18 protein-coding genes and 2 pseudogenes are annotated in these 19354 nt (G+C 65.2%); 8 read left to right on the top strand and 12 right to left on the bottom strand.

Translation table 11 applies throughout. The annotated features are described in order from the left end of the window. Positions 1-76 precede the first annotated feature (76 nt). The gene (locus tag ACFQS4_RS00420) at positions 77-1159 is read left to right on the top strand and encodes a tubulin/FtsZ family protein (RefSeq protein ID WP_500191612.1); all 1083 of its coding nucleotides are present in this window, start codon (positions 77-79) and stop codon (positions 1157-1159) included. A gap of 68 nt (positions 1160-1227) precedes the next feature. On the opposite strand, the gene ACFQS4_RS00415 is transcribed toward ACFQS4_RS00420, so the two are convergent. From ACFQS4_RS00415 to ACFQS4_RS00395, 5 genes are all read right to left on the bottom strand, one after another. Continuing rightward, complete coding sequence (locus ACFQS4_RS00415) at positions 1228-1626, bottom strand: hypothetical protein (protein ID WP_500191610.1); 399 nt, start codon at positions 1624-1626, stop codon at positions 1228-1230. Positions 1627-1786: 160 nt separating this feature from the next. Next, positions 1787-2968 (bottom strand): DR2241 family protein, encoded by a 1182-nt coding sequence (locus ACFQS4_RS00410; protein ID WP_500191664.1) that lies wholly within the window; start codon positions 2966-2968, stop codon positions 1787-1789. 55 nt (positions 2969-3023) lie between these two features. Next, complete coding sequence (locus ACFQS4_RS00405) at positions 3024-3905, bottom strand: CbiX/SirB N-terminal domain-containing protein (RefSeq protein WP_500191608.1); 882 nt, start codon at positions 3903-3905, stop codon at positions 3024-3026. 108 nt (positions 3906-4013) lie between these two features. After that, the gene (locus ACFQS4_RS00400; protein ID WP_500191606.1) at positions 4014-4652 is read right to left on the bottom strand and encodes a DUF7524 family protein; all 639 of its coding nucleotides are present in this window, start codon (positions 4650-4652) and stop codon (positions 4014-4016) included. Positions 4653-4661: 9 nt separating this feature from the next. Continuing rightward, positions 4662-4859: a methytransferase partner Trm112 gene (locus ACFQS4_RS00395; protein WP_500191603.1), complete on the bottom strand. Its 198-nt coding sequence runs from the start codon at positions 4857-4859 to the stop codon at positions 4662-4664. A 145-nt stretch (positions 4860-5004) separates the two neighbouring features. On the opposite strand from ACFQS4_RS00395, the gene ACFQS4_RS00390 reads away from it, so the two are divergent. Then, on the top strand, positions 5005-6681 hold the full coding sequence (locus ACFQS4_RS00390) for a GAF domain-containing sensor histidine kinase (protein WP_500191600.1): 1677 nt from the start codon (positions 5005-5007) through the stop codon (positions 6679-6681). Between the two features lie 127 nt (positions 6682-6808). After that, positions 6809-9037, top strand: a complete 2229-nt coding sequence (locus ACFQS4_RS00385; RefSeq protein WP_500191598.1) for a hypothetical protein — start codon at positions 6809-6811, stop codon at positions 9035-9037. Positions 9038-9125: 88 nt separating this feature from the next. On the opposite strand, the pseudogene ACFQS4_RS00380 reads toward ACFQS4_RS00385, so the two are convergent. Continuing rightward, positions 9126-10513 (bottom strand): annotated as a pseudogene (locus tag ACFQS4_RS00380) (adenylosuccinate synthase). A gap of 271 nt (positions 10514-10784) precedes the next feature. On the opposite strand from ACFQS4_RS00380, the gene ACFQS4_RS00375 reads away from it, so the two are divergent. Continuing rightward, a complete protein-coding gene (locus ACFQS4_RS00375) occupies positions 10785-11090 on the top strand; it encodes a hypothetical protein (RefSeq protein ID WP_254157134.1) in 306 nt (101 codons plus the stop codon). 1 nt (position 11091) lies between these two features. On the opposite strand, the gene ACFQS4_RS00370 is transcribed toward ACFQS4_RS00375, so the two are convergent. The 6 genes from ACFQS4_RS00370 to ACFQS4_RS00345 form a co-directional block, all read right to left on the bottom strand. Then, complete coding sequence (locus ACFQS4_RS00370) at positions 11092-13656, bottom strand: DUF7527 domain-containing protein (protein ID WP_500191595.1); 2565 nt, start codon at positions 13654-13656, stop codon at positions 11092-11094. A gap of 84 nt (positions 13657-13740) precedes the next feature. Further along, entirely contained in the window at positions 13741-14019 is a 279-nt protein-coding gene (locus ACFQS4_RS00365; protein ID WP_253436521.1) for a UPF0058 family protein, read from the bottom strand. Between the two features lie 119 nt (positions 14020-14138). Further along, positions 14139-14828: a uracil-DNA glycosylase gene (locus ACFQS4_RS00360; RefSeq protein WP_500191593.1), complete on the bottom strand. Its 690-nt coding sequence runs from the start codon at positions 14826-14828 to the stop codon at positions 14139-14141. 92 nt (positions 14829-14920) lie between these two features. Beyond that, positions 14921-15142 carry a DUF7976 family protein gene (locus tag ACFQS4_RS00355; RefSeq protein ID WP_254157129.1) on the bottom strand — a complete coding sequence of 74 codons (222 nt, stop codon included), beginning with the start codon at positions 15140-15142 and terminating at the stop codon, positions 14921-14923. A 29-nt stretch (positions 15143-15171) separates the two neighbouring features. Then, the gene (locus tag ACFQS4_RS00350) at positions 15172-16281 is read right to left on the bottom strand and encodes an Mrp/NBP35 family ATP-binding protein (protein ID WP_500191590.1); all 1110 of its coding nucleotides are present in this window, start codon (positions 16279-16281) and stop codon (positions 15172-15174) included. Positions 16282-16374: 93 nt separating this feature from the next. Next, entirely contained in the window at positions 16375-16722 is a 348-nt protein-coding gene (locus tag ACFQS4_RS00345; RefSeq protein ID WP_500191587.1) for a DUF7969 family protein, read from the bottom strand. A 135-nt stretch (positions 16723-16857) separates the two neighbouring features. Here ACFQS4_RS00345 and ACFQS4_RS00340 point away from each other — a divergent pair, with 135 nt between their 5' ends. From ACFQS4_RS00340 to pyrI, 4 genes and pseudogenes are all read left to right on the top strand, one after another. Further along, positions 16858-17709, top strand: coding sequence for an eIF2B alpha/beta/delta subunit family protein (locus tag ACFQS4_RS00340; protein ID WP_500191585.1), 852 nt, complete (start codon positions 16858-16860; stop codon positions 17707-17709). Positions 17710-17716: 7 nt separating this feature from the next. Continuing rightward, positions 17717-17893 (top strand): hypothetical protein, encoded by a 177-nt coding sequence (locus ACFQS4_RS00335; RefSeq protein ID WP_500191582.1) that lies wholly within the window; start codon positions 17717-17719, stop codon positions 17891-17893. Then, positions 17894-18813 (top strand): annotated as a pseudogene (gene pyrB, locus ACFQS4_RS00330) (aspartate carbamoyltransferase). It abuts the gene before it with no gap. Next, positions 18810-19304, top strand: coding sequence for an aspartate carbamoyltransferase regulatory subunit (gene pyrI / locus ACFQS4_RS00325; RefSeq protein ID WP_500191579.1), 495 nt, complete (start codon positions 18810-18812; stop codon positions 19302-19304). Before pyrB ends, pyrI begins: the two are co-directional and overlap by 4 nt. Positions 19305-19354 lie beyond the last annotated feature (50 nt).

Below are 19354 nucleotides of genomic sequence, written 5' to 3'. Positions count from 1 at the left end.
CCGCGCCATCGCATATAAACGTCAGACCGTGAAAATGATCCGGAACGTTCAACTTGATTCCCTCGGATTCCTGAATATGAAAGTAGCCCTGATTGGTATCGGCCAGGCCGGTGGGAAGGTGGTCGAACGCCTCACGAAATTCGACGCTGAAATGGACTTCGACGCCGTCCAGGGAGCGTTCGCCATCAACTCCGCCACCCCGGACCTCCAGTCGCTCGAGCACGTCGAGACGCACCTGATCGGCGCCGACCGGGTGAACGGTCACGGCGTCGGCGGCGACAACGAACTCGGTGCGGAGATCATGCAGTCGGACGTCCAGGAGGTGCTCGGCGACCTCGATGGCCACGTCACCTCCAGGTCCGAGGCCATCTTCGTCGTAGCCGGTCTCGGCGGCGGCACCGGGAGCGGCGGCGCACCGGTCCTCGTCCACCACCTCCAGCAGGTCTACGACATCCCAGTCTACGCGCTCGGCATCCTCCCCGGGCGAAACGAGGGGTCGCTGTACCAGGCGAACGCGGGCCGATCGCTGAAGACGATCGTTCGCGAGGCCGATGCGACGATCCTCGTCGACAACGACGCCTGGCACAGCCAGGGCGAGAGCGTCGAGAGCGGATTCGAGTCGATCAATCAAAACATCGCGCAGCGATTCGGCCTGCTCTTCGCGTCGGGCGAGGCCGTCGAGGGCGTCGGTGAGAGCGTCGTCGACTCGAGCGAGGTCATCAACACACTCCGTCAGGGTGGGATCGCCGCGCTGGGGTACGCGAGCGCGCCGTCGAGCGACGATAGCACGCAGAACATTCGAAGCGTGATGAGCGTCTCCAGGCAGGCGTTGCTCACCGGGACGAGTTTGCCGGAGGCGCGGGTTGGCGACGCGGCGTTGCTGGTCATCGCGGGGAAGCCGGAGACGATTCCGCGCAAAGGAGTCGAGAAGGCACGGCGCTGGCTCGAGGATGAGACCGAGAGCATGCAGGTTCGAGGTGGAGACTTCCTCGATAGCGATCGAATCGCCGCGCTGGTCCTGCTGGGCGGCGTCGAACGCTCCGACCGGATTCAGGAGTTCCTCGACCGCGCGCGTGCGGCCCAGCGAGTCGAGGACGAGAAAGCGGCCGGCGACCCGGCTGACGCCTTCGCGAACGACGAACTCGAGAATCTGTTCTGAGGGCTGTCGGCCTTCAGGAGCAGCCTGATTCCCTCGACCGTCGAGATCCCTCACTCATCAACCATCGATCACTCGACGCGGATCCCGCTCACCGTTGACCGCTGACCGCTCACTCGCTCGGATTTTCGTCCTGCACCTCGACGATCTCCGCCTGTTCGAACGTTTCGATGCCCCCCCTCGAGCCTGACCTGGATGGTCTTTCCGGGGAGCGCCGAGTCGTCGTCCTCGTTCGATCGCTGGGGAACGGAGACGGCAGTGACGCCGTCGATTGTGACGTCGCGACGTTGGATGGGATCGCCCTCGTACTCGATGGTTTCCCAGGTTTCGACGTCGAAATCCTCGATATCTTCGCCGAAGTACTCCTCTGACTCCCGTTCGATCGAGTCCGCAGTCTGGGATTCACCGGTCGTTCGGTTGTCGTCGAACTGGACCTCCTCGTGTTTGTACTGCTCGAGCTGGACGAGCATGCCATCAGTTACCACTCGAGCGGGCAAAACGCTGTGTGCGGCGTATGCAAGAGACCAGTACCTCGAGCGTACGGAGAAGGAGCGGCGCTCGGGACTCGAGGAGGTCAGCGCTCGAGACTCGAGGAGGCCGACGATCCCATCTCGAGGGGGTTTCGACTCGCTAGCGACCGGCCGCTTCCTCGCCGAGCGAACCGTCGTCCATTCGCTTCGCGCGGAGGTATCGCGCACGGTAGCGGTTCGCGCCGTCGTAGACGTCCGCCTCGCGGATCTCGTCCACTCGTCCGTCGGCGACGGCGTCGACAATTTCGGCCAACTGATTCATCTCGGTGGTCGTCAACTCGAGTTCCCACGTCTTCTCCTCCTCGCTTTCGAGGATGGCCCACTTCCGGGCCGCCGCGATGACGAGCGAGCAGGGTTCCCGGCAAGGGAAGACGCCGTCGCCGGGGTCGGTGTCGATCGGATCGTCGGCCGCGTACTCCCACTCGCGGCGTTTGAGACACTGGGAGTCGACGCAGCAGGCCTCGGTCAGCCACTCGATGGCCTCTCGCGGGAGTTCGTCGATCACGTCGTAGATGCCGGTCTGGCGCTCGGCCGTCTCGAGCCAGTGGTCGACGTCGAGGTCGCCGCGTTGCTCGCGGTGCCAGTTGGCGACCGTGGCCGGGTAGATCGTGCGGACGGTTTCGACCAGGTCGTCACCCGACAGGCCGGCGAAGCGCCACCCCGTCACGAGCGTCGGAGCCGTCTTCAGCGGCCGGTAACGCCCGTCCTCGTCGTAGGTGACGATTTCGCGAGCGTCGCGAGGGTCGTCGTGATCCTCGAGCGTCTCGTCGGTGGCGTCGGCGTCCTCGACGTGTCGGATCTCGTAGCTGCGTTCGCCACGGCCAGCGCGGTCGCCGTTTTCCGTTGCGAGACGAGTCGTGAGCTCGAGTTCGCCCCAGTGACGGACGACGCCCGACTCGAGGGCGTCGTATCGCTCGAGGACGTCGTTCGCGTCCGTTTTCGACGCTGCCTCGACCTCCGGATCGTCCAGCGGCGCTTCCTCACACCATCGCAAGAACGCGCGCCGGGCGGTTTCGTGGCCGCCGACCGTTCGCTCCCAGACGTACCAGTTCGTGACGAAGGGGGCGATCGGTTCGAGCGTCCGGCGGAGATTGTCTCTCGACGCTGAGCCTGCGTTCGCGTCGGCGACGGTCGATGCCTCGAGTTCGACGATCTCTGTCGGGGTCTCGAGTCGGTAGGCTGACCCGTCCGTGACCCGTTTCGTGATCAGTCCATCGAAGTCGATCGCTGGCTGGCCGTCCTCGTCAGACTCACGGATCGTCTCGAGGAGCGTCTCGAGCACCTCGTCGGCGACTCGTTGGTTCGACGCGTCAAAGTCGGGAGCGTCTTCGACCACGTCAGTCACCCGCCGCCGGCGTCTCCTTCTCGTTCGTCCAGGATCCGACTTGCTCGAGCGCGTCGCCGACGTCGGCGCCGGCGTCGACTGCGCGCTCCAGGATGACGTCAGCCATCAACGGTTCGGTGCCGACGGCCCCTGCGTACCAGATGCGCTGGCCGTCGACGATGCCGGGCACGTCCCAGCCCGTTCGGTAGTCCTCGGTGAGCCCCATGTCTTCGGGGATGTCCTCCTGGGTGTGAAAGCCGTCGGCGACGAACAGTGGGACGACGACGACGTCTTCGCTCTCGAAGTAATCGGTGACGTCGTCGACTTCCGGCTCCTCGTCCATGTAGAGGGCTCGCACTTCGTCGAAGCGATCCATCTCGCGGATGCGCTCGGTGTGGTGTTCGATGGCTTTCGCGGAGTTCTCGTTTCGCTCGGTCCCGTGACCGACGACCGCGAGTCCGAAACCGGGGCCGACGTCGGGGTCGTCGGTTACCGTCTCGGCGCGCTTGACGATCACGTCGGTCATCGCGTCGTGGGTCCCGACGGGGCCGCAGTAGTGGACCGTCTTCTCGGCGTCGCCGACCTCAAGCGTGACTTCGGTGGCGTCGGTGCCGTCCGACTCCCACAGGTCGGGGTCCCAGCCCTCGAGGCGGAGTTCTCGCGGGATCACCTGTTCGGTGAAGTACCCCTCGCTGATGAACAGGGGAACGACGAACACCTCGTCGGATTCTACGGTCCGTATCACCTCCCGGAAGTGGGGCTCTTCCTTCCAGAACCCCTCCCGGACCTCGTCGAAGGCGCCCGTCTTCCGGATCGTATCCGCGTGGTCGTACGTCGGCTGTGCGGAGTCCGGATTCAGGTGCGATCCGTGTGCCGCGATGACCAGCGCTTGCATACTCGGTCGTTAGGATGGCAGCGGTTTATCGACTTCGCTGTCGGTGCGTTCGGTGTTGGCGTCGGTGTTTCCTCCCTTCTACCCTTTACCCTCTATCCTCTACCGCCCTTACCCCGGCGGCTCGAGCCGTCCGACCAGCAGGGCGACCGCGACGACGACGCCGATCGAGACGATCAACACGCTGGCGTACGCGACGGTTCCACCGACTACGGCCGCCGTCGACCAGGCAATCGCAATCGCGAGAACCGCGAGAGCGAGGACGCCGAGGGTACCGGGCTCGAGCCCGCTGACGGCTCGAAGCTGTTCGACGCCGCGCTCGAGCGCCGTCGGCTCCGGCTCCTCACGAGCGGGTTCGCCGAGCGTCTGGTCGACGTCGACCGGCCGGGTCGTCGGGAGTAACGTCACCGCGAGCGTCGTTTCGGTCGCGCCGTACCCCGTCGAGAGGACGATCGATCCCTCGAGCGGCGCCTCGAGCGCCACCGGATCGAAGTCGATCAGGATGGGGGTCGGTCGATCGGGGTCGACGTAGTGGTTGCCGTCTCGAGCGTTCCCATTGCCCGCGTTCAACCCCTCGATCGACGCGGCGCCTGTTAGCTCGCCGGTCAGCCGGCAGTGAACGTGTGCCGGCCCACCCTCGCTCTCGAGCCGGATCTCGAACGGGTGGCTCGCCTCGAGCGAGCTGGCGCTGGCGGTGAGGCTGTCGGACCCGGTTCGATCGACGGTGACGGTGGCCGCGTGGCGGGACACGAAATCACCTTATGCCGGCGATGTTTCGCGCATGTCCGGTGGGAGCAGGTTCGGAATGCCGTCTTCGATCGGGTACGATTCGCCACAACCGGTGCAGACGAGCGATCCCGAGATGATCTCGTCGTCTTCGCCGTACTCGGGGTCCTCGAGTTCGAGGTCGTCTTTGTCGAGCGGGCAGCAAAGGATCTCCAGCAACGACTCGTTCATGGTTCGACAGGGGACCGCATCCAGCAAAAGGTTTCGGGAACGGCCGCGTGCCGATGATTGACTGACGGTCGTGAACATTTATATGAGTGGATGCGAAGAATGAAACGAGACGACGGCGTGAACGCTGGTCTCTCTCCTCTCGACTATGGTTGCTTCGAAGACCGTCGAATCCATCGGACGACTCGGCGATATCGCGACGACGCTCGATGCGTGTACGTCCGTCGAATCGGTCTACGAACACGCGCTGATCGCGGCGGCGGACGCGCTGTCGTTCGAAGCCGCGAGCATCTGTACACAGCGAGACGGGCGCTTGATCCCCCGGGCAGTGTACGCGAACCACCTGATCCCAGGCCAACCCCTCTCGGCTGACGCCGGCATCGCCGGCCGAACGCTCGCAACCGGGTCCACCATCGTGGTCGACGACCTCCGAGACGACACCGACGCCGCCCCGACGTGTGACTCCTTTCGCTCAGTCCTCTCCATCCCCATCGGCGACGACGGCGTATTCCAGGCGTTCTCGTCGGAACTCGGCGCGTTTTCCGACCTCGAGCGGCGAATCGGCGAGACGCTCGTCGCAATCGTGGTCAACGCTCGAACCAGCGTCGAATACGAGGCGGCACTGGAGACCGAACGCGATCGATTCGCGGCGCTGTTCGAGAACGTTTCCGACGCGGCCGTCCAGTACCGAATCGAAGGCGAGAGTTATCGGATCGAGCGCGTCAATTCCGCGTTCGTTCGCGTCTTCAGGCGTGACGCCGAATCGATCGTCGGCGAATCGATCGCGGACGTACTCGAGGCGCCCGACGACGGTGCCGACGAACCCACTCGAACGCCGCTGATCGAACACGCACCCGACGGAGAGACCGAAACCGAAACCGAAGTCGTCAGAAACACGCCCTCCGGACCGCGGCCGTTCTTACGCCGAACGGTCCCGATTGCAACGGGCGACGAAACGGTCCGAGGATACCGGACCTACACCGACCTCACCGAGCTGAAAGTCCGGGAGCGCGAACTCGAGCGACAGAACGAGCGCCTCGACCAGTTTGCGAGCATCGTCAGCCACGACCTCCGAAATCCCCTTACCGTCGCGAACGGCTATCTGGGATTCGTCCGGGACGAACTCGGCGACGACCACGACGCCGTCACCGCAATCCAGCAGGCTCACGACCGAATGGAACAGCTCATCGACGACGTGCTGGCGGTCGCTCGCACGGGTGACGCGACGGGGAGTCTCGAACTGGTTAGACTGTCCACCGTCGCCGAGCAGGCCTGGGAACACGTCGACACTCGAGACGCCCGTCTCGAACTGGACGACGGCGGTGTCTGGGTCGAGGCGGACCCGACGCGCTTGCTCCAGTTGTTCGAGAACCTGTTCCGGAATTCGGTGGAACACGGCTCGGCACGCGATCAGCACGGGTCTCGTGCCGACGATGCCGTTGAGCACGGTACCGCTTCGGTCCCTTCCGGGTCCGAATCCGAACCTGGCGACGATTCACCAGAAACTCGAGGCGAATCAACGGTCTGCGTCCAAGTCGGCACGTGCGACGACGGGTTCGCAGTCGAGGACGATGGTCCGGGCATTCCGCCGTCTGAGCGCGAGGTCGTATTCGACTCCGGCTACAGTACGGGCTCCGGAAGTACTGGACTCGGTCTCGCGATCGTCGAGCGAATTGCCGACGAACACGGCTGGAGCGTCGAGTGCACTGACGGATCGGCTGGTGGGGCGCGATTCGAGTTCACGGACGTCTATCTCACCAGCGAATCCGCGGTTGAAACGCCTGATTCGTCGACGGTGACGGAATCGAACGGTGATGTCCAGTGATTCGGTTCACTCGACTCGCACGACTCGTCGGATTCGCTCGATCCATTCGAATCACTCGATCCACTCGGCTCGCTCGGTCCACTCGAGCCCCCCGAAAGGCTACCACGTTGACGTCGGGGGTGGTAGCGTGAACGGCGACTGTGTCGATCCCAACCCGGACATCAACCTCGTCGACGTCACGTTCCACACCGCCAGTTCGTCCCTCGACGTAACCGACATCGCAGGGAACGAGCTCTCGTTTGAGCTGACCGGCTGGGACCCGTTCGTGGACGACTGCGACATCGACGAGCAGGTCGACGCGGCGGTCACGGCTCGAGTCACGGAGATCAGGTACGACCTGCAGAACTTCCTCAAAGTCACCCGGTCCGATGGCTCGTTTCAGGTCGAACGGAACGGGCAAACGACGGCCACTGTCCGCGACGACGTCGGCACCGACCGACCGGTCCGGTACTCGTTACCCGAGGGACAGTACCGGTGTTCGGTCGAATCGAGCATCATCGTCCACCTCTGCTTCGACGGGGCCGGAACGATCAGGTACCGACCGGAATCCGGTCTCACGATATCGTTCCCGCACCCTACGACGGTCACCTTCGGTTTCAAAACGTACGTCGACTACCCCCGCCACGAGTTGACCGTCGAACCCACGACAGCGGGGTTTGCAACGGCCGTGTCGCACCTCGGCGCTACCATTACGACGACATCGGTCGACCGAGTCCACCGTAACAACCGGGGCTACCCGCCGACGATTCGCCTCGGTTCTGAGACGACCGTGCCAGCGGCCGTCGAGGCCTCCACACCAGATACCGGCATCGAACTCCTGATCCCGGACTCGCTCTCGGCTCTCTTGCCGGCGGCTCCACTGGCGTACTATCTGGGGGCTCGCGTCCGCGTCCAGGACAACTCGGCACCGGTCCTTCGTGCGCCTGCTGTCGACGTCCACCGCGAGTTCGACCCGCTTCCGGCGTTCGAAGGCCAGGCGGCGGCGCTGTTGAAGCGCGTCTTCTTCCTCGACATGCTCGCCACGTGGTACGACGATTCGGAGTGGACCGTTCGGGCGCACGGTCTCCTCGAGTCAGCGGAAATCGACCTCGAGCCGTGCGTCGAAGCACCGCTCGCCGAGCGTCTCGAGGCCTATCTCTCGTTTCCAGGGCCGCCGCTCGAGGAGGCGCTTCCCGCCTGGCCGTACCGGATGACGGTCGAGCCGTCGCCGGAGTCGGTCGCTCAGCTTCCCCATCTGTTGTACGATATGGCGGCGATCGAACTTCCGAAGGCGATTGAGGCGTCAGAGGTGACAGAGGCGTCAGAGGCGACGGAGACGAAAACGACCGAGAAAACTCGACCGGCAGCCGGTTCCTCCTCGAGCGACGAACGGCATTTCGAGGCAATTACTCGGCTGCGAGGTCGCCTCCAGTCGGGTAGAGCCGCGTCGGATCCAACCAACGCTGCGTTTACGTCGATGCCCGCCGCCTACCGCAATCGCCTCGAATACCTCGGACGCGACCGTCGACAGCGGGCGGTGGCCGTCGTGTTCACAGACGAAGTCGGCGACGCGGAACGAGCCTCTGTCGTCGATCGCTACCGCCGACGAGACGACGTGCTCTCACCGACCGTGACGGCACTCGAGACCCCTTCTCGCAAGGAACTCGCCGACGTCTTCGAGACGGGGGTGGACTTCCTCCACGTCGTCGGCGACTGCTCCGAGACCGGTATTCCCTGTCGTGACGGCGTCCTCGAGCCGGCGTCGCTGGCGGAGAACAACGTCCAGCTGTTTCAGATCGACGGTCCTCGATCGCTCGCCGTCGACCTCGTCGAGCGCGGGAGCGTCGCTGGGGTTGCCGGGGTCGCCGGGATCGCTGGAGTGAGTAAAAATGGCGACGACAATGGCGACCGCTCGAGCGACACTACTGTCGGCGAACTCCTCCTGTACGGTCACAGCCTGGCCACGGCGACGCAGTGTGCGGCCAGAACCGACACCGCCCAGCCACGAGCCGTCGTCGGTGACGGCAGCTGCCGGTTCGTCGCTAGCTGGTGGCCAACCCTGGTTTACGTGCTGACCGCTGGCGGCCGTCGAGCCAGTACTGAGGACGGTGACGAGTGCGCAGCCAGCGACGGAGACACCCGAGGAGAGCCGGACGACCTCCGGGTAACCGCCGTTCCGTTCCCGATCGATCCGGTTGGCGGATACGCGGTCCCGAACTGGGACGACGAAAAGCGCCTGCAGCCGAATCCGCTCTCGTTCGACGTCGATCCCGGATCGGTGACCGACTTTCTCGCAGAGTCCGAAGCCCCGATCTACTACGACGGTCGATTTTACTGGCCGGAAGAACACCTCCTGCTCGCCTATCCAATCGCGTGAGTCGAGGTCGTGACGAAACGGACCCGGACTGTGCTCGAGAACGCGCCAGAAAACGGCTCAGTTCTTCGAACGGGCGGCCTGGAGGACGCTACTCGTCGTAAGGTGACTCGAGGACGACCGTCTGTTCGCGTCCGGGACCGACGCCGATGGCGTAAAGCGGCGCGTCGAGTTCCGTCGACAGGTACTCGAGGTACGTCCGCGCATTCTCGGGGATGGCCTCGTAGCCCTCCTCGGCGACGGCCGCCCAGTCGACGTCCGGCCAGCCCTCGAAGGAGCGGTAGGTGGCCTCACAGCGTGCCCACTGTTCGGTCGTCGGCGGGACGGTGAAGATTTCCTCGCCGTCGAACTCGTAACTGTGACCGACCTTGACCTCCTCGAGTCCGGCGAGGACGTCGATGTGGTTGACCGCGAGGCCGGTGAAGCCGTTTGCGCGGGCGGCGTGGCGCAACATGGGGATGTCGAGCCATCCGACGCGGCGGGGACGACCGGTGACGGTCCCGTACTCGCCGCCCTCGTCGCGGATGTAGGTTGCGAGTTCCTCTTCGTCTTCGTCCTCGTTCTCGTCAGCCGCATCAGCCTCGTAGCCGGGAGTCTGACCCTCGACACCGCCGAGTTCGGTCGGGAGCGGGCCCGTGCCCACCCGGGAGAGGTAGGCCTTCACGATGCCAATGACCTCGCCCTGGCCGACGACGGTCGGTCCCAGTCCGGTGCCGACGGTCGCGCCCCCGGCGGTCGGGTTCGAGGACGTGACGTAGGGGTAGACACCGTGGTCGATGTCGATCGAGGTGCCCTGTGCACCCTCGAGCAGGACGTTTTCGCCCGCGTCGACGCGCTCCTGGAGGAAGGTGCCGCAGTCGATGGTCATGTCCTCGTCCTCGAGACGCTCGCCGTAGTCGCGGTAGGTCTCGAAGAGGTGGTCGACGTCGAAGGCTTCTGCCGTCTCGCCCTCGAGGGTCACGCCAAAGACGTCCTCGGCGAGTGCGCGCTTCTGGGGGACGACGTACTCGAGGCGCTCGCGCAGGACCTCGGGGTCGAGGAGGTCGCCGATGCGGACGCCGCGACGGCCCGCCTTGTCCTCGTAGGTGGGGCCGATGCCGCGTTTGGTCGTCCCCGCGGCGAGGTCGGCCTTCTCTTCCTCCTCGATACCGTCGAGTACGCGGTGATACGGGAGTATCACGTGCGCGCGCTCGCCGACGCGAACGTCGGGCTCGAGACCGCGTTCACGGAGTTGATCGAGTTCGTCGAACAGCGTCTCGGGGTTGACGACGCAGCCGTTGCCGAGGACGCCGGTCTTGCCGCGCACGGCACCGGACGGTACCAGCGAGAGTTTGTACGTTTCGCCGCCGTGAACGACGGTGTGGCGGCATTGTCGCCACCCTGGTAGCGAGCGACGACGTCAGCAGCGTCGCCATAGAGGTCGACGACGCCGCCTTTGCCCTCGTCGCCGAGTTGCGACCCGACGATTGTGACAGTCATACAGGCGCCGGATTCTTGCCCGGCCGATAAACCGGTTACGGTCTGTGGGGCGCGATGGGCGACATTCGATCCACGTTCGTGTATAGGAGACCCCTTTTCGAAGAGAAAATCTGGGTAGTCGTGAATATCTCCTCGAGAATCCGTCGCCCTCTGCCCCGATATTCGAACCCGAAACGTTAACTTCTGTCACGACAAACTATCAGGTGACGGTTCATTTTGCCGCGACTCGAGGGCAATCTTTAAAAGGTGCAAAGACAAGTTAACAAATGCCATGATAGACCGACTTGAGAAGGAAGTCGATATGCTGGAACGACATCTGCAGGTCCTGAAGATGGTCATCGAGAACGAACCGATCGGGATCGTCAAGATGTCCAACGAAACCGGGTACCCCCACCACAAGGTTCGGTACTCCCTGCGCGTACTCGAAGAAGAGAACCTCATCGAACCCTCCAGCCAGGGTGCGATCAAGACCGAGCGGACGGTCGAGTTCGTCGACGAACTCGACGGGAAACTCGACGAGATCGTCGACAAGCTCGAGGGCATGAAGATCGAAGACGTCGCCGAAGTCGAAGGATAGCCTAGAGTTCTGGGACGTTCATGTGGAAGCCGCCCGAACGCGACTCCACGAGACACAGGTGATATCCACCCTGTTTTCGCGACAGCGACACGTAACTCAGCCGTGAGTCTCGCGTGAGGAAGCCGCCGCCGCCCGTCGCCTGCTCGGTCACCTCGAGGGCGCCTGGTTCGAAGAAACTCGAGGTGACGAAAAACGCCGCGGCGAGTTCGCCGTGGTTGGCCTTGACCGCCGAGACGGACTCCTCTAGCGTCTCGAGATCCGTCTGGGTGGCGGGGTCGCGTGACCCGTCGAGGTTGGCCGCGAGCAACGGGTTCCCCATCTTGTCGAAGGCGACGACGTCGAATGCGACTTCGTCGGGGACGCCCTCGGTGTCGTCCCCGTCGAGGGAGACCGAGGCATCGAGTTCGGCTCGATCGATGCGGGGGAGGGCGTCGTACAGCTCACCGAGGCCGTCCGCGTGGCCGGTATCGCGGATCTCGAACGGCAGGGTCGCGACGAGCCACTCGACGAACTGGTACTCGATCCGCGACCCGAGGAACGCCTCGTACGATTGGCCGTCGACGACGACCTCGCTCGCGTCGAACTGCGTGTGGTGTTCGAGACGGAGGTTCTCCGCGACGTCCTCGCGACTCACGTTCTCGTCGTGGGCTGTCGTCAGCGTCGGCTGGCTCTTCGAGGCGTACCGAACGAACAGGTTAGTCCTAGACAGCGCCTCCTGGGGCGAGAGGCTGGTCCCGTCGACGGGGACGCCCGCGGCGTCGGCCGCTCGAATCCGCTCGAGTTCGGTCTCGAGCGTCTCGATGCGCTGTTGCAATCGGTCGACGGTCGCCGAGAGTTCCTCGGCGCGTTCCCGATACCGGTCGCGCTCGGTCGCGAGTTCCTGCTGGCGCTCTTCGAGTGTCCCTTTCTCTCGCTCGAGTTCGTCGACGCGCTGAGTGAGTCGATCGATCTTGTCCTCGCGCTCGAGCATGTCCTCCTCGAGAGCCTCCCGGGGGACGTTTCTGGTGGTGCTGGCGTTGGATCGAGCGCGCCCCTGTCCCGATCCGCTGGGGGTTCCGTCCCGCTGTGGCTTCGATCGGTCCTTACTCGAGTTCGACGCCTGGGTCGACGAGGCCCCACCGGCCGCCGACGAGGTGGTCGTCGATCCGGTCTGGCGCGACTGACCGCTCGCCGTTCGGCGCCGTCCCCCGGCGTTCGATTTCGACCGTGATCCGTCCTCGTCCATCCGGTCGGGACGCGAAGACTTCTTCGGGTCGATCGAGGGGATGTTTCGGGTTTCTCGCCACTGCTCTTCCTGTTTGAAGCGTTCGTCGAGCGGATCGCTTTCAGACGACTCGTTGTCGGTTTCGGGTGCTCGGTCGTCTGCCTCTCGTTCGTTGCCGTCCTGGACTTCGCGGGCCTCTCGGGCTTCGTGGGCCTCGCGGGCCTCGGCGCCCCCGTCGTCTTCGTCGACACCCTCCCAGGGAACGCCGTCGGCGCCGAGTTCCTCCGCGGCTGCCTCCACCTCCTCGGGATCGGGCGACTCGCTCGAGGCCGGCGGCATCGGTTCGGCATCCTCCACGGGCGTCGCCGCGTTCGGCCCGGCGTCGGTCGGCGTACCGGGTGCGTCGTCGTCTCCGCGATCGGACTCGCCACTCGCGTCTGATCGGCTCTCACCCCCCGCCGGCGGCATCGGCTGCGCGTCGGCAGTCGACCCGTCGTCGACCGTCTCGGCGTCCTCGAGTCCGTCGTGTTCGTCGACTTCGTCGCGTTCGACGGTCGGATCGTCGTCCGCTCGAGCGTCGGCTTCGGTCGCCGGTTCCGTGATCCCGGACGATTCGACCGGCTCCGGGTCCGGTTCGGTCGTCGCACTCGTCGTGATCCCGCCGGGGGTATCGTTCGTCCCCTCGGAGGCCGGTTCGGACTGCGTTTCGACGTCGCGCTCGCCATCGGTCGACGGACTGGACGCACCGGCCGCCCCGCTCGCAGCGCCGGACCCGCCCGCCGGTGTCGTCGAGCTCCCGGACGTCGGCTCTGTTGCTGGCGCCGATCCGGGGACGTCATGGATGTCGATATCCACGTCGACGACCTCGTAGATGCCGACCTCGTCGTCGGCCCGTTCGAACGCCTCGTCGCCGGTCAGGAGTCGCTGTGCGTTCCCGATGTAGGCCGCAGCCATCCGGCGACCGCCGTAGTACACGAGGTAGTAGTCGCCGCTGAGCACCTGCTCGCTCAGTTCGATGTAACCGGTGAACGACCCCTCCTGGAGCGTCTGGTCGACCTCGCTCAGTGGCGTGTCGTTCGTGTAGTACTTCGCCCTGGTCTCGCCGCCCTGTTCGTCCATCGTACACAGCAACGGGAGCGAGGGGTGGGGTGCGACGTACGTCGTGCCGCTCGCTCCGTCGAACTGTTCGAGAGCGCCGTCGACGACGCCGACGATACGTCCGTTGAGCATGAACGCCCAGGCACCACCGGACGTCACGGCACCGGAGAACTCCTCGTCGGCGAGTGAAGAGAGACCGTCGTAACCGCCGGAAAACGGACGGGAGTCCCATCGCTCGACGCGCTCTTGCGTGCGCGGATCCATATCTCAACAAGCGGGAACCGGTGTAAATACGTTTCGCCTGGTTCGGTGGCGAATCGGAGGTCTATCGTCAGCCTCGAGTCCCAGCTAGATCTTCGACTCGGCGTCGTCGGCCAGTTCCTTCATGCGCTTGCCGATCCGGCCCGCGCTCGAGAACTCGTCCTCGCTCATCGCGTTCGCGAGCGCGTTGCCGAGGACGAAGACGGCGTGTTTGTGCTCGCTCTTCGACTTGTGGACGTCGTCGGGGTCGACGTCGAGTTGGTGATAGGCGTCGAAGAGGCTCTCGTCGACGTGCTCTCGCTCGGAGAAGTACTCCATGATGACGACGAGTTCGTCGTGGAGCTCGAGCAGTTCGTCCTTGTGCATACTCGCGACTATGAACGGTTCCGATTTAAGCGTTGTGTGGCTCAGCGTGCCAAATTCGGGCGATCAGTCCCGGCAGTCCCGGCATCTGCGGCCTCCACTTGGCCCTCCTGGCGACCTCGTCAGCGCCCCTGTCGTCCCTTCGTCTGTCGATAATCGGACGCCATCAGGTCGACGAAGTGCTCGAGCCAGGCCTGGGTCTGGGCCTGAGTCTGGGCCGCGGGCTCGAGCATGGGCACGAGTTCGAAACCGCGGCCCCGGATCGTCGTCGCGTGGTGGGTCTCGATCTCGAGGTCGTCCGCGGCCGTCGTCGTGTACTCGGTGCCGATTTCGGTGAGCGCGCGCTGGCCCACGGGGACGATGATCTCGGGGTTGATCATGCGAATCTCGGCGTTGAGGTACGGTTCGCAGGTGACGACCTCCTCGTCCGTCGGCGGGCGCTCGGGGTCGCGACAGCGAGTCAGCAGGGTGAGGTAGACGTTGGCGAGTTCCGGTTCCTCGGGGTCGCTCGCGCTCGCGCAGAGGCCGAGGCGCTGGAGGATTCTGTAGAGGCCGCCGTTGGCTCCGTCTCCACCCGTTCCGCCGTCGTCGCCGGTCTCGCGTTCGCCTTCGCTTTCGGGACCCGCCTCGAGGAACGGAATCCCAACCGTGTCGGCCCGCGCGCTCGGTCGCTCGCCGACGAACAGGAAGTCGGCCCCCACGTCGCCGTAGCCGTGGACGACCTGCGTGCGCGATACACAGAGTTCTGGGCAGTTCTCGCAGGCCTCGTCCATGCCGAACGGGTTCGCCGTCGACTGCTGATTCGCGTCCACGGTCGTTCTGGGGTCGGCGGCTACAAAAACGACGCGCTCCGGCCTCCGTATGGCCCTCGGCGCTCGACCCTCGAGAAGTCGAAAACCGAATCTCAGCGCCCGAGCCCGCCGCGTTCCGTGACCTCGAGGATGAATTTGACGTTCCGTACAATCTCCTCGGGCGAGGTGTCCTCGGCCTCGTCGTAGAGGTCGCTCGTCCGGTAGAGGATGTTCGCCAGTTGCTTGCTCTCGCTCGAGTCCCCGCGCACGTCGTCGGCGATTTCCCGGAGCAGGGTCACGCGCTCGGAATCGGGCTCGAACTCGTCGCCGCTCATGGTCTCTCAGTGTGCTCGCTCATGTCGGCTCAGTGCTCGCCCTCGCCCGCGCTTGCGCCTTCGCCCGCGTCGACCGGCGGCGTTCGCTCGGCGACCGATTCGGAGACGGCCCGCCGGTGGACGATGCCGGTGTTGTTCGCGACGGCGGCGGTCAACTCCCGGAAGGCATCGCTGGTCTCGCTCTCCTCGTCCAGGACGGTCGGCTGTCCCTCGTCGCCACCCTCTCGAACGCGGGGATCGAGCGGGATCGACCCGAGGAACGGCAGGTCGTGCGTCTCGGCGAACGCCGACCCGCCGCCAGTCCCGAATATGTCGTGTTCGCCGCCGCAGTCGGGGCAGACGAACGTGGCCATGTTTTCCGCGATGCCCAGGACGACGGTGTCGTGGCGGGCGAACATCTGGAGCCCCTTCCGGGCGTCGTCGAGGGCGACGTCCTGGGGGGTGGTGACGATCACCGAACCCGTCACCGGGATGGTCTGGAGCATCGTCAGCTGGGTGTCGCCCGTCCCCGGCGGGAGGTCGATCACGAGGTAGTCGAGGTGGCCCCACTCGACGTCCTCCGTGAGTTGCGTGATCACCTTGTGGACCATCGGGCCTCGCCAGATGACGGGGTCGTCCTCGCCGACGAGGAATGCCATACTCATCAGCTTCACGCCGTACTTCTCCGGCGGGATGAGTGTCTCGTCCTCCGTCGCCATCGGCGGCTCGTCGGCGTCGACCATGCGGGGGACGTTCGGCCCGTAGACGTCGGCGTCGAACAGGCCGACGCGGGCGCCCCGACGGGCGAGCCCCGCCGCGAGGTTGACCGCGACGGTCGATTTCCCGACGCCGCCTTTGCCCGAGGCGACGGCGATCACGTTCTTGACGTTCGGGAGCACCTCGTCGCCGCTCGAGTCGTCGCGGTCGGGGATGCTCGCGGAGAGTTCCGGGTCGACCCCGTCCTCGGCGAGGGCGTCCCGGACGGCGCCAGCGATGGCAGTTTCGGTCGGCGAGTACGGCGCCCCGAGGGCGAGGTCGACGGCGACCTCACCGTCCTCGCTCACGGTCACGTCGTTCACGAGGCCGAGCGTGACGATGTCGTCCCCCAGTTCCGGGTCCTCGACCGTTCGCAGACGGTCTCGGACGGCGGCTTCGTCCATACCTACTGGTGGCCGCTGGCGCTCGAAAAGCGTTGTGTTGTCTTCAGCAAGCGCCGGCCTCGAGTGCTCGTCGCCACGCTCGAGGCTGCCGTCTCACGTTCGGAAGTCGAACCGCGGCCCCCCGTAGGTGGGCGGCTCGGGCTCGAGTTCGACGCCGTGCTCGAATCGCACGAAGTTGAGGTAGTAGGGGCGGCCACAGCCCTCGATTGCGTTCCCGTCGCGGTCGGTCACCGGCCCGTCCTCGCCGCAGCGAAAGGCGATGCCGTCCGCCGTCTCGCGAACCTCGATCGGGTCGGTTCGCATCGCGTACTCCCAGCCGGGCTGGCGGACGGTCGTCACGGACCGATCCGCGAGGTCGGGGGCTCGCTCGAGGCTCACGACGGCGTCACAGTGCGGGCAGGTGTAGCGAACGGTGACGGTGTCCGTGTCGGCGCCGGTCATACCGGGTTCCACGCCGCGGCGGGCCAAAAGCCGTGTGCCCGATTCCGGTCGGCACCGACGTCCCATTCCAGTCGGCACCGACGGCAGAACCACCCACCCGGAACACCTTTTGTGCTGACCGCAGTCTGCTCGAGTATGATCGACGAGACGGCCGAGGAGATCAAGGAAATGCAGACGCACAGTTCCTCGGTGGTAGCGATAAAGGCGACGCGCGCGCTGACGGACCTCCTCGAGCGGGAGTTCGCGACCGTCGAGGAGTACGTTCGCGACCTCGACCGAAACGCGACGGCCCTCCGCCGGGCCAACCCCTCCCACGCCTCGCTCCAGAACGCGGTCCGCGAGGTCGTCCACCAGGTCGAAGACGCCGACCCCGACACCGTCTCGGAGGCCAAGACGTTCACCGAGACGGCCATCGAGGACGTCGTTGCTCGCGTCGAGTCCGGGAAGACCCGAGCCGCCGAGAACGCCATCGAGTACCTATCAGACGGCGAGACGATCCTGACCCACGACTTCTCCTCGACAGTCATCGAGGCCCTCGAGCTGGCCACCGAGCGCGGGATGAGCTTCGATGTGTACGTCACCGAGGCCCGGCCGCGATACATCGGTCGCAAGACGGCCCGGCGACTGGCGACGCTTCCGGGCCTCGACGTGACTCTCATCACCGACAGCGCCCACGGCCACTACCTGCCCGAATGTACGCGCGTGCTCATCGGCATGGACTGCATCGTCGACGACTTCCTCTACAACCGCGTGGGCACCTTTCCGATTGCGTCGACGGCGGCCCAGCTCAAGGTTCCGGTCACGGTGCTCGGCTCCGCCGCGAAGATCGTCTCCGAGGGCTTCGCCTTCGAGAACGAGTATCGGACGCCCGTTGAGGTCATGGCCGAACCGGCCGAAGGCTTCTCCATCGAGAACCCCGCGTACGACGCGACTCCCGTCGCCCTCCTCGAGAGCGTGATCACGGACGAGGGGCGGAAGACGTTCTGAGGCTACGGTGGAAAGCGAACGAAGTCGGAGCCGAGGCCAGTACCGGAACGAACTGACGGCAAACGGGGTGGCGAACGAGGGTGAAGAAACGGACGCCGAACGGGGGCGGTGGATGGGGATAGACAAACGGACGGCGAACGGGGATGGGGAGATTCAAGAGGCCCGCGCGTGCCATCTCGAGTAGATGCGCCACGATCACCTCATCACGAGCAAACACCTCACGCGGGAGGACGTCGAGGCCGTCCTCGACCGGGCTGCCGAGATCGACGCCGATCCGGACGCCGTCGCCGGAAAACACGAGGGGACGATTCTCGGCCTGCTCTTTTCGAACCGAGCACCCGGACGAAGATGAGCTTCGAGACGGCCATGAAACGCCTCGGCGGGGACGTCGTCGACATGGGATCCGTCGAGTCCTCGAGCGTCAAGAAAGGGGAGACGCTCGCCGACACCGTCCGCGTCATCGAGGGATACGCCGACGCCATCGTCGTTCGCCACCCGAGTCAGGGCTCCGCGAAGATGGCGAGCGAGTTCGTCGACGTCCCGCTGATCAACGCCGGTGACGGGGCGGGCCACCACCCGACCCAGACGCTGCTCGACCTCTACACGATCCGGGAGAACGCCGGTCTCGACGACCTCTCGATCGGGATCATGGGCGACCTGAAGTACGGACGGACGGTCCACTCGCTGGCCTACGCGCTGTCGAACTTCGACGCTCACCAGCACTTCGTCAGCCCGGAGAGCCTGCAGCTGCCGCGGGAAGTCGTCTACGACCTTCATCAGGAAGGGGCGTCCGTGCGCGAACACGAGAGCCTCGAGGAGGTCCTCGACTCCCTGGACGTCCTCTACGTGACCCGCATCCAGCGCGAGCGGTTCCCGGACGAAAACGAGTACCAGCGAATCGCCGGCGAGTACCAGATCGACCTCGAGACGCTCGAGGCCGCGAGCGACGACCTGACGGTGATGCACCCGCTCCCGCGGGTCGACGAGATTGCGCCCGAGATCGACGACACCGACCACGCGGCGTACTTCGAACAGGCGCACAACGGGGTGCCGGTTCGGATGGCGCTGCTCAATCGCCTTCTCGAAGGGGGTGTGTCTCGATGAGCGATAATCACGATCACGACGACGACCCAGACCACGACCACGAACTCCGCGTCAGCAAGATCCGAAACGGCACCGTCATCGACCACGTGCGGGGTGGCCAGGCGCTGAACGTCCTCGCGATCCTCGGAATCGACGGCAGCCAGGACGAGGAGGTCTCCGTCGGGATCAACGTCCCCTCTGACCGACTCGCCCGCAAGGACATCGTGAAGGTCGAGGGCCGCGAGTTGAGCCAGGAGGAAGTCGACGTGCTCTCGCTGATCGCGCCCGACGCGACGATCAACATCGTGCGAGACTATGAGGTGGCGAGCAAACACCGCGTCGAACGACCCGAGGAGGTCGAGGGCGTGCTCACCTGCCCGAACGCAACCTGCATCACGACCGAGAACGAACCCGTCACCTCCCGCTTCGACGTCCTCGAGGACGGGGTTCGCTGTTCGTACTGCGAAACGATCGTTCGCGACGAAATCGCCGACCTGATCGACTCGCGCTAGGTGACGAACGAATTTCTCGTTCTATTTCCGAGACTATCCAGAATCTCTAA

It is taken from the genome of Saliphagus sp. GCM10025317 (genome assembly GCF_042663665.1).
Taxonomy (GTDB): Archaea; Halobacteriota; Halobacteria; order Halobacteriales; family Natrialbaceae; genus Natronosalvus.
The sequence above is the reverse complement of the archived record's forward strand: the minus strand, read 5'-3'. Positions and strand labels throughout refer to the sequence as shown.

Excerpts from the sequence above, each read along its gene's own strand:
- pyrI (WP_500191579.1), top strand. The coding sequence starts at position 18,810 with ATGAGCGATAATCACGATCACGACGACGACCCAGACCACGACCACGAA.
- ACFQS4_RS00345 (WP_500191587.1), bottom strand. The coding sequence starts at position 16,722 with ATGACCGGCGCCGACACGGACACCGTCACCGTTCGCTACACCTGCCCG.
- ACFQS4_RS00340 (WP_500191585.1), top strand. The coding sequence starts at position 16,858 with ATGATCGACGAGACGGCCGAGGAGATCAAGGAAATGCAGACGCACAGT.
- ACFQS4_RS00390 (WP_500191600.1), top strand. The coding sequence starts at position 5,005 with ATGGTTGCTTCGAAGACCGTCGAATCCATCGGACGACTCGGCGATATC.
- ACFQS4_RS00395 (WP_500191603.1), bottom strand. The coding sequence starts at position 4,859 with ATGAACGAGTCGTTGCTGGAGATCCTTTGCTGCCCGCTCGACAAAGAC.
- ACFQS4_RS00370 (WP_500191595.1), bottom strand. The coding sequence starts at position 13,656 with ATGGATCCGCGCACGCAAGAGCGCGTCGAGCGATGGGACTCCCGTCCG.
- ACFQS4_RS00365 (WP_253436521.1), bottom strand. The coding sequence starts at position 14,019 with ATGCACAAGGACGAACTGCTCGAGCTCCACGACGAACTCGTCGTCATC.
- ACFQS4_RS00415 (WP_500191610.1), bottom strand. The coding sequence starts at position 1,626 with ATGCTCGTCCAGCTCGAGCAGTACAAACACGAGGAGGTCCAGTTCGAC.
- ACFQS4_RS00420 (WP_500191612.1), top strand. The coding sequence starts at position 77 with ATGAAAGTAGCCCTGATTGGTATCGGCCAGGCCGGTGGGAAGGTGGTC.
- ACFQS4_RS00350 (WP_500191590.1), bottom strand. The coding sequence starts at position 16,281 with ATGGACGAAGCCGCCGTCCGAGACCGTCTGCGAACGGTCGAGGACCCG.
- ACFQS4_RS00375 (WP_254157134.1), top strand. The coding sequence starts at position 10,785 with ATGATAGACCGACTTGAGAAGGAAGTCGATATGCTGGAACGACATCTG.
- ACFQS4_RS00405 (WP_500191608.1), bottom strand. The coding sequence starts at position 3,905 with ATGCAAGCGCTGGTCATCGCGGCACACGGATCGCACCTGAATCCGGAC.
- ACFQS4_RS00355 (WP_254157129.1), bottom strand. The coding sequence starts at position 15,142 with ATGAGCGGCGACGAGTTCGAGCCCGATTCCGAGCGCGTGACCCTGCTC.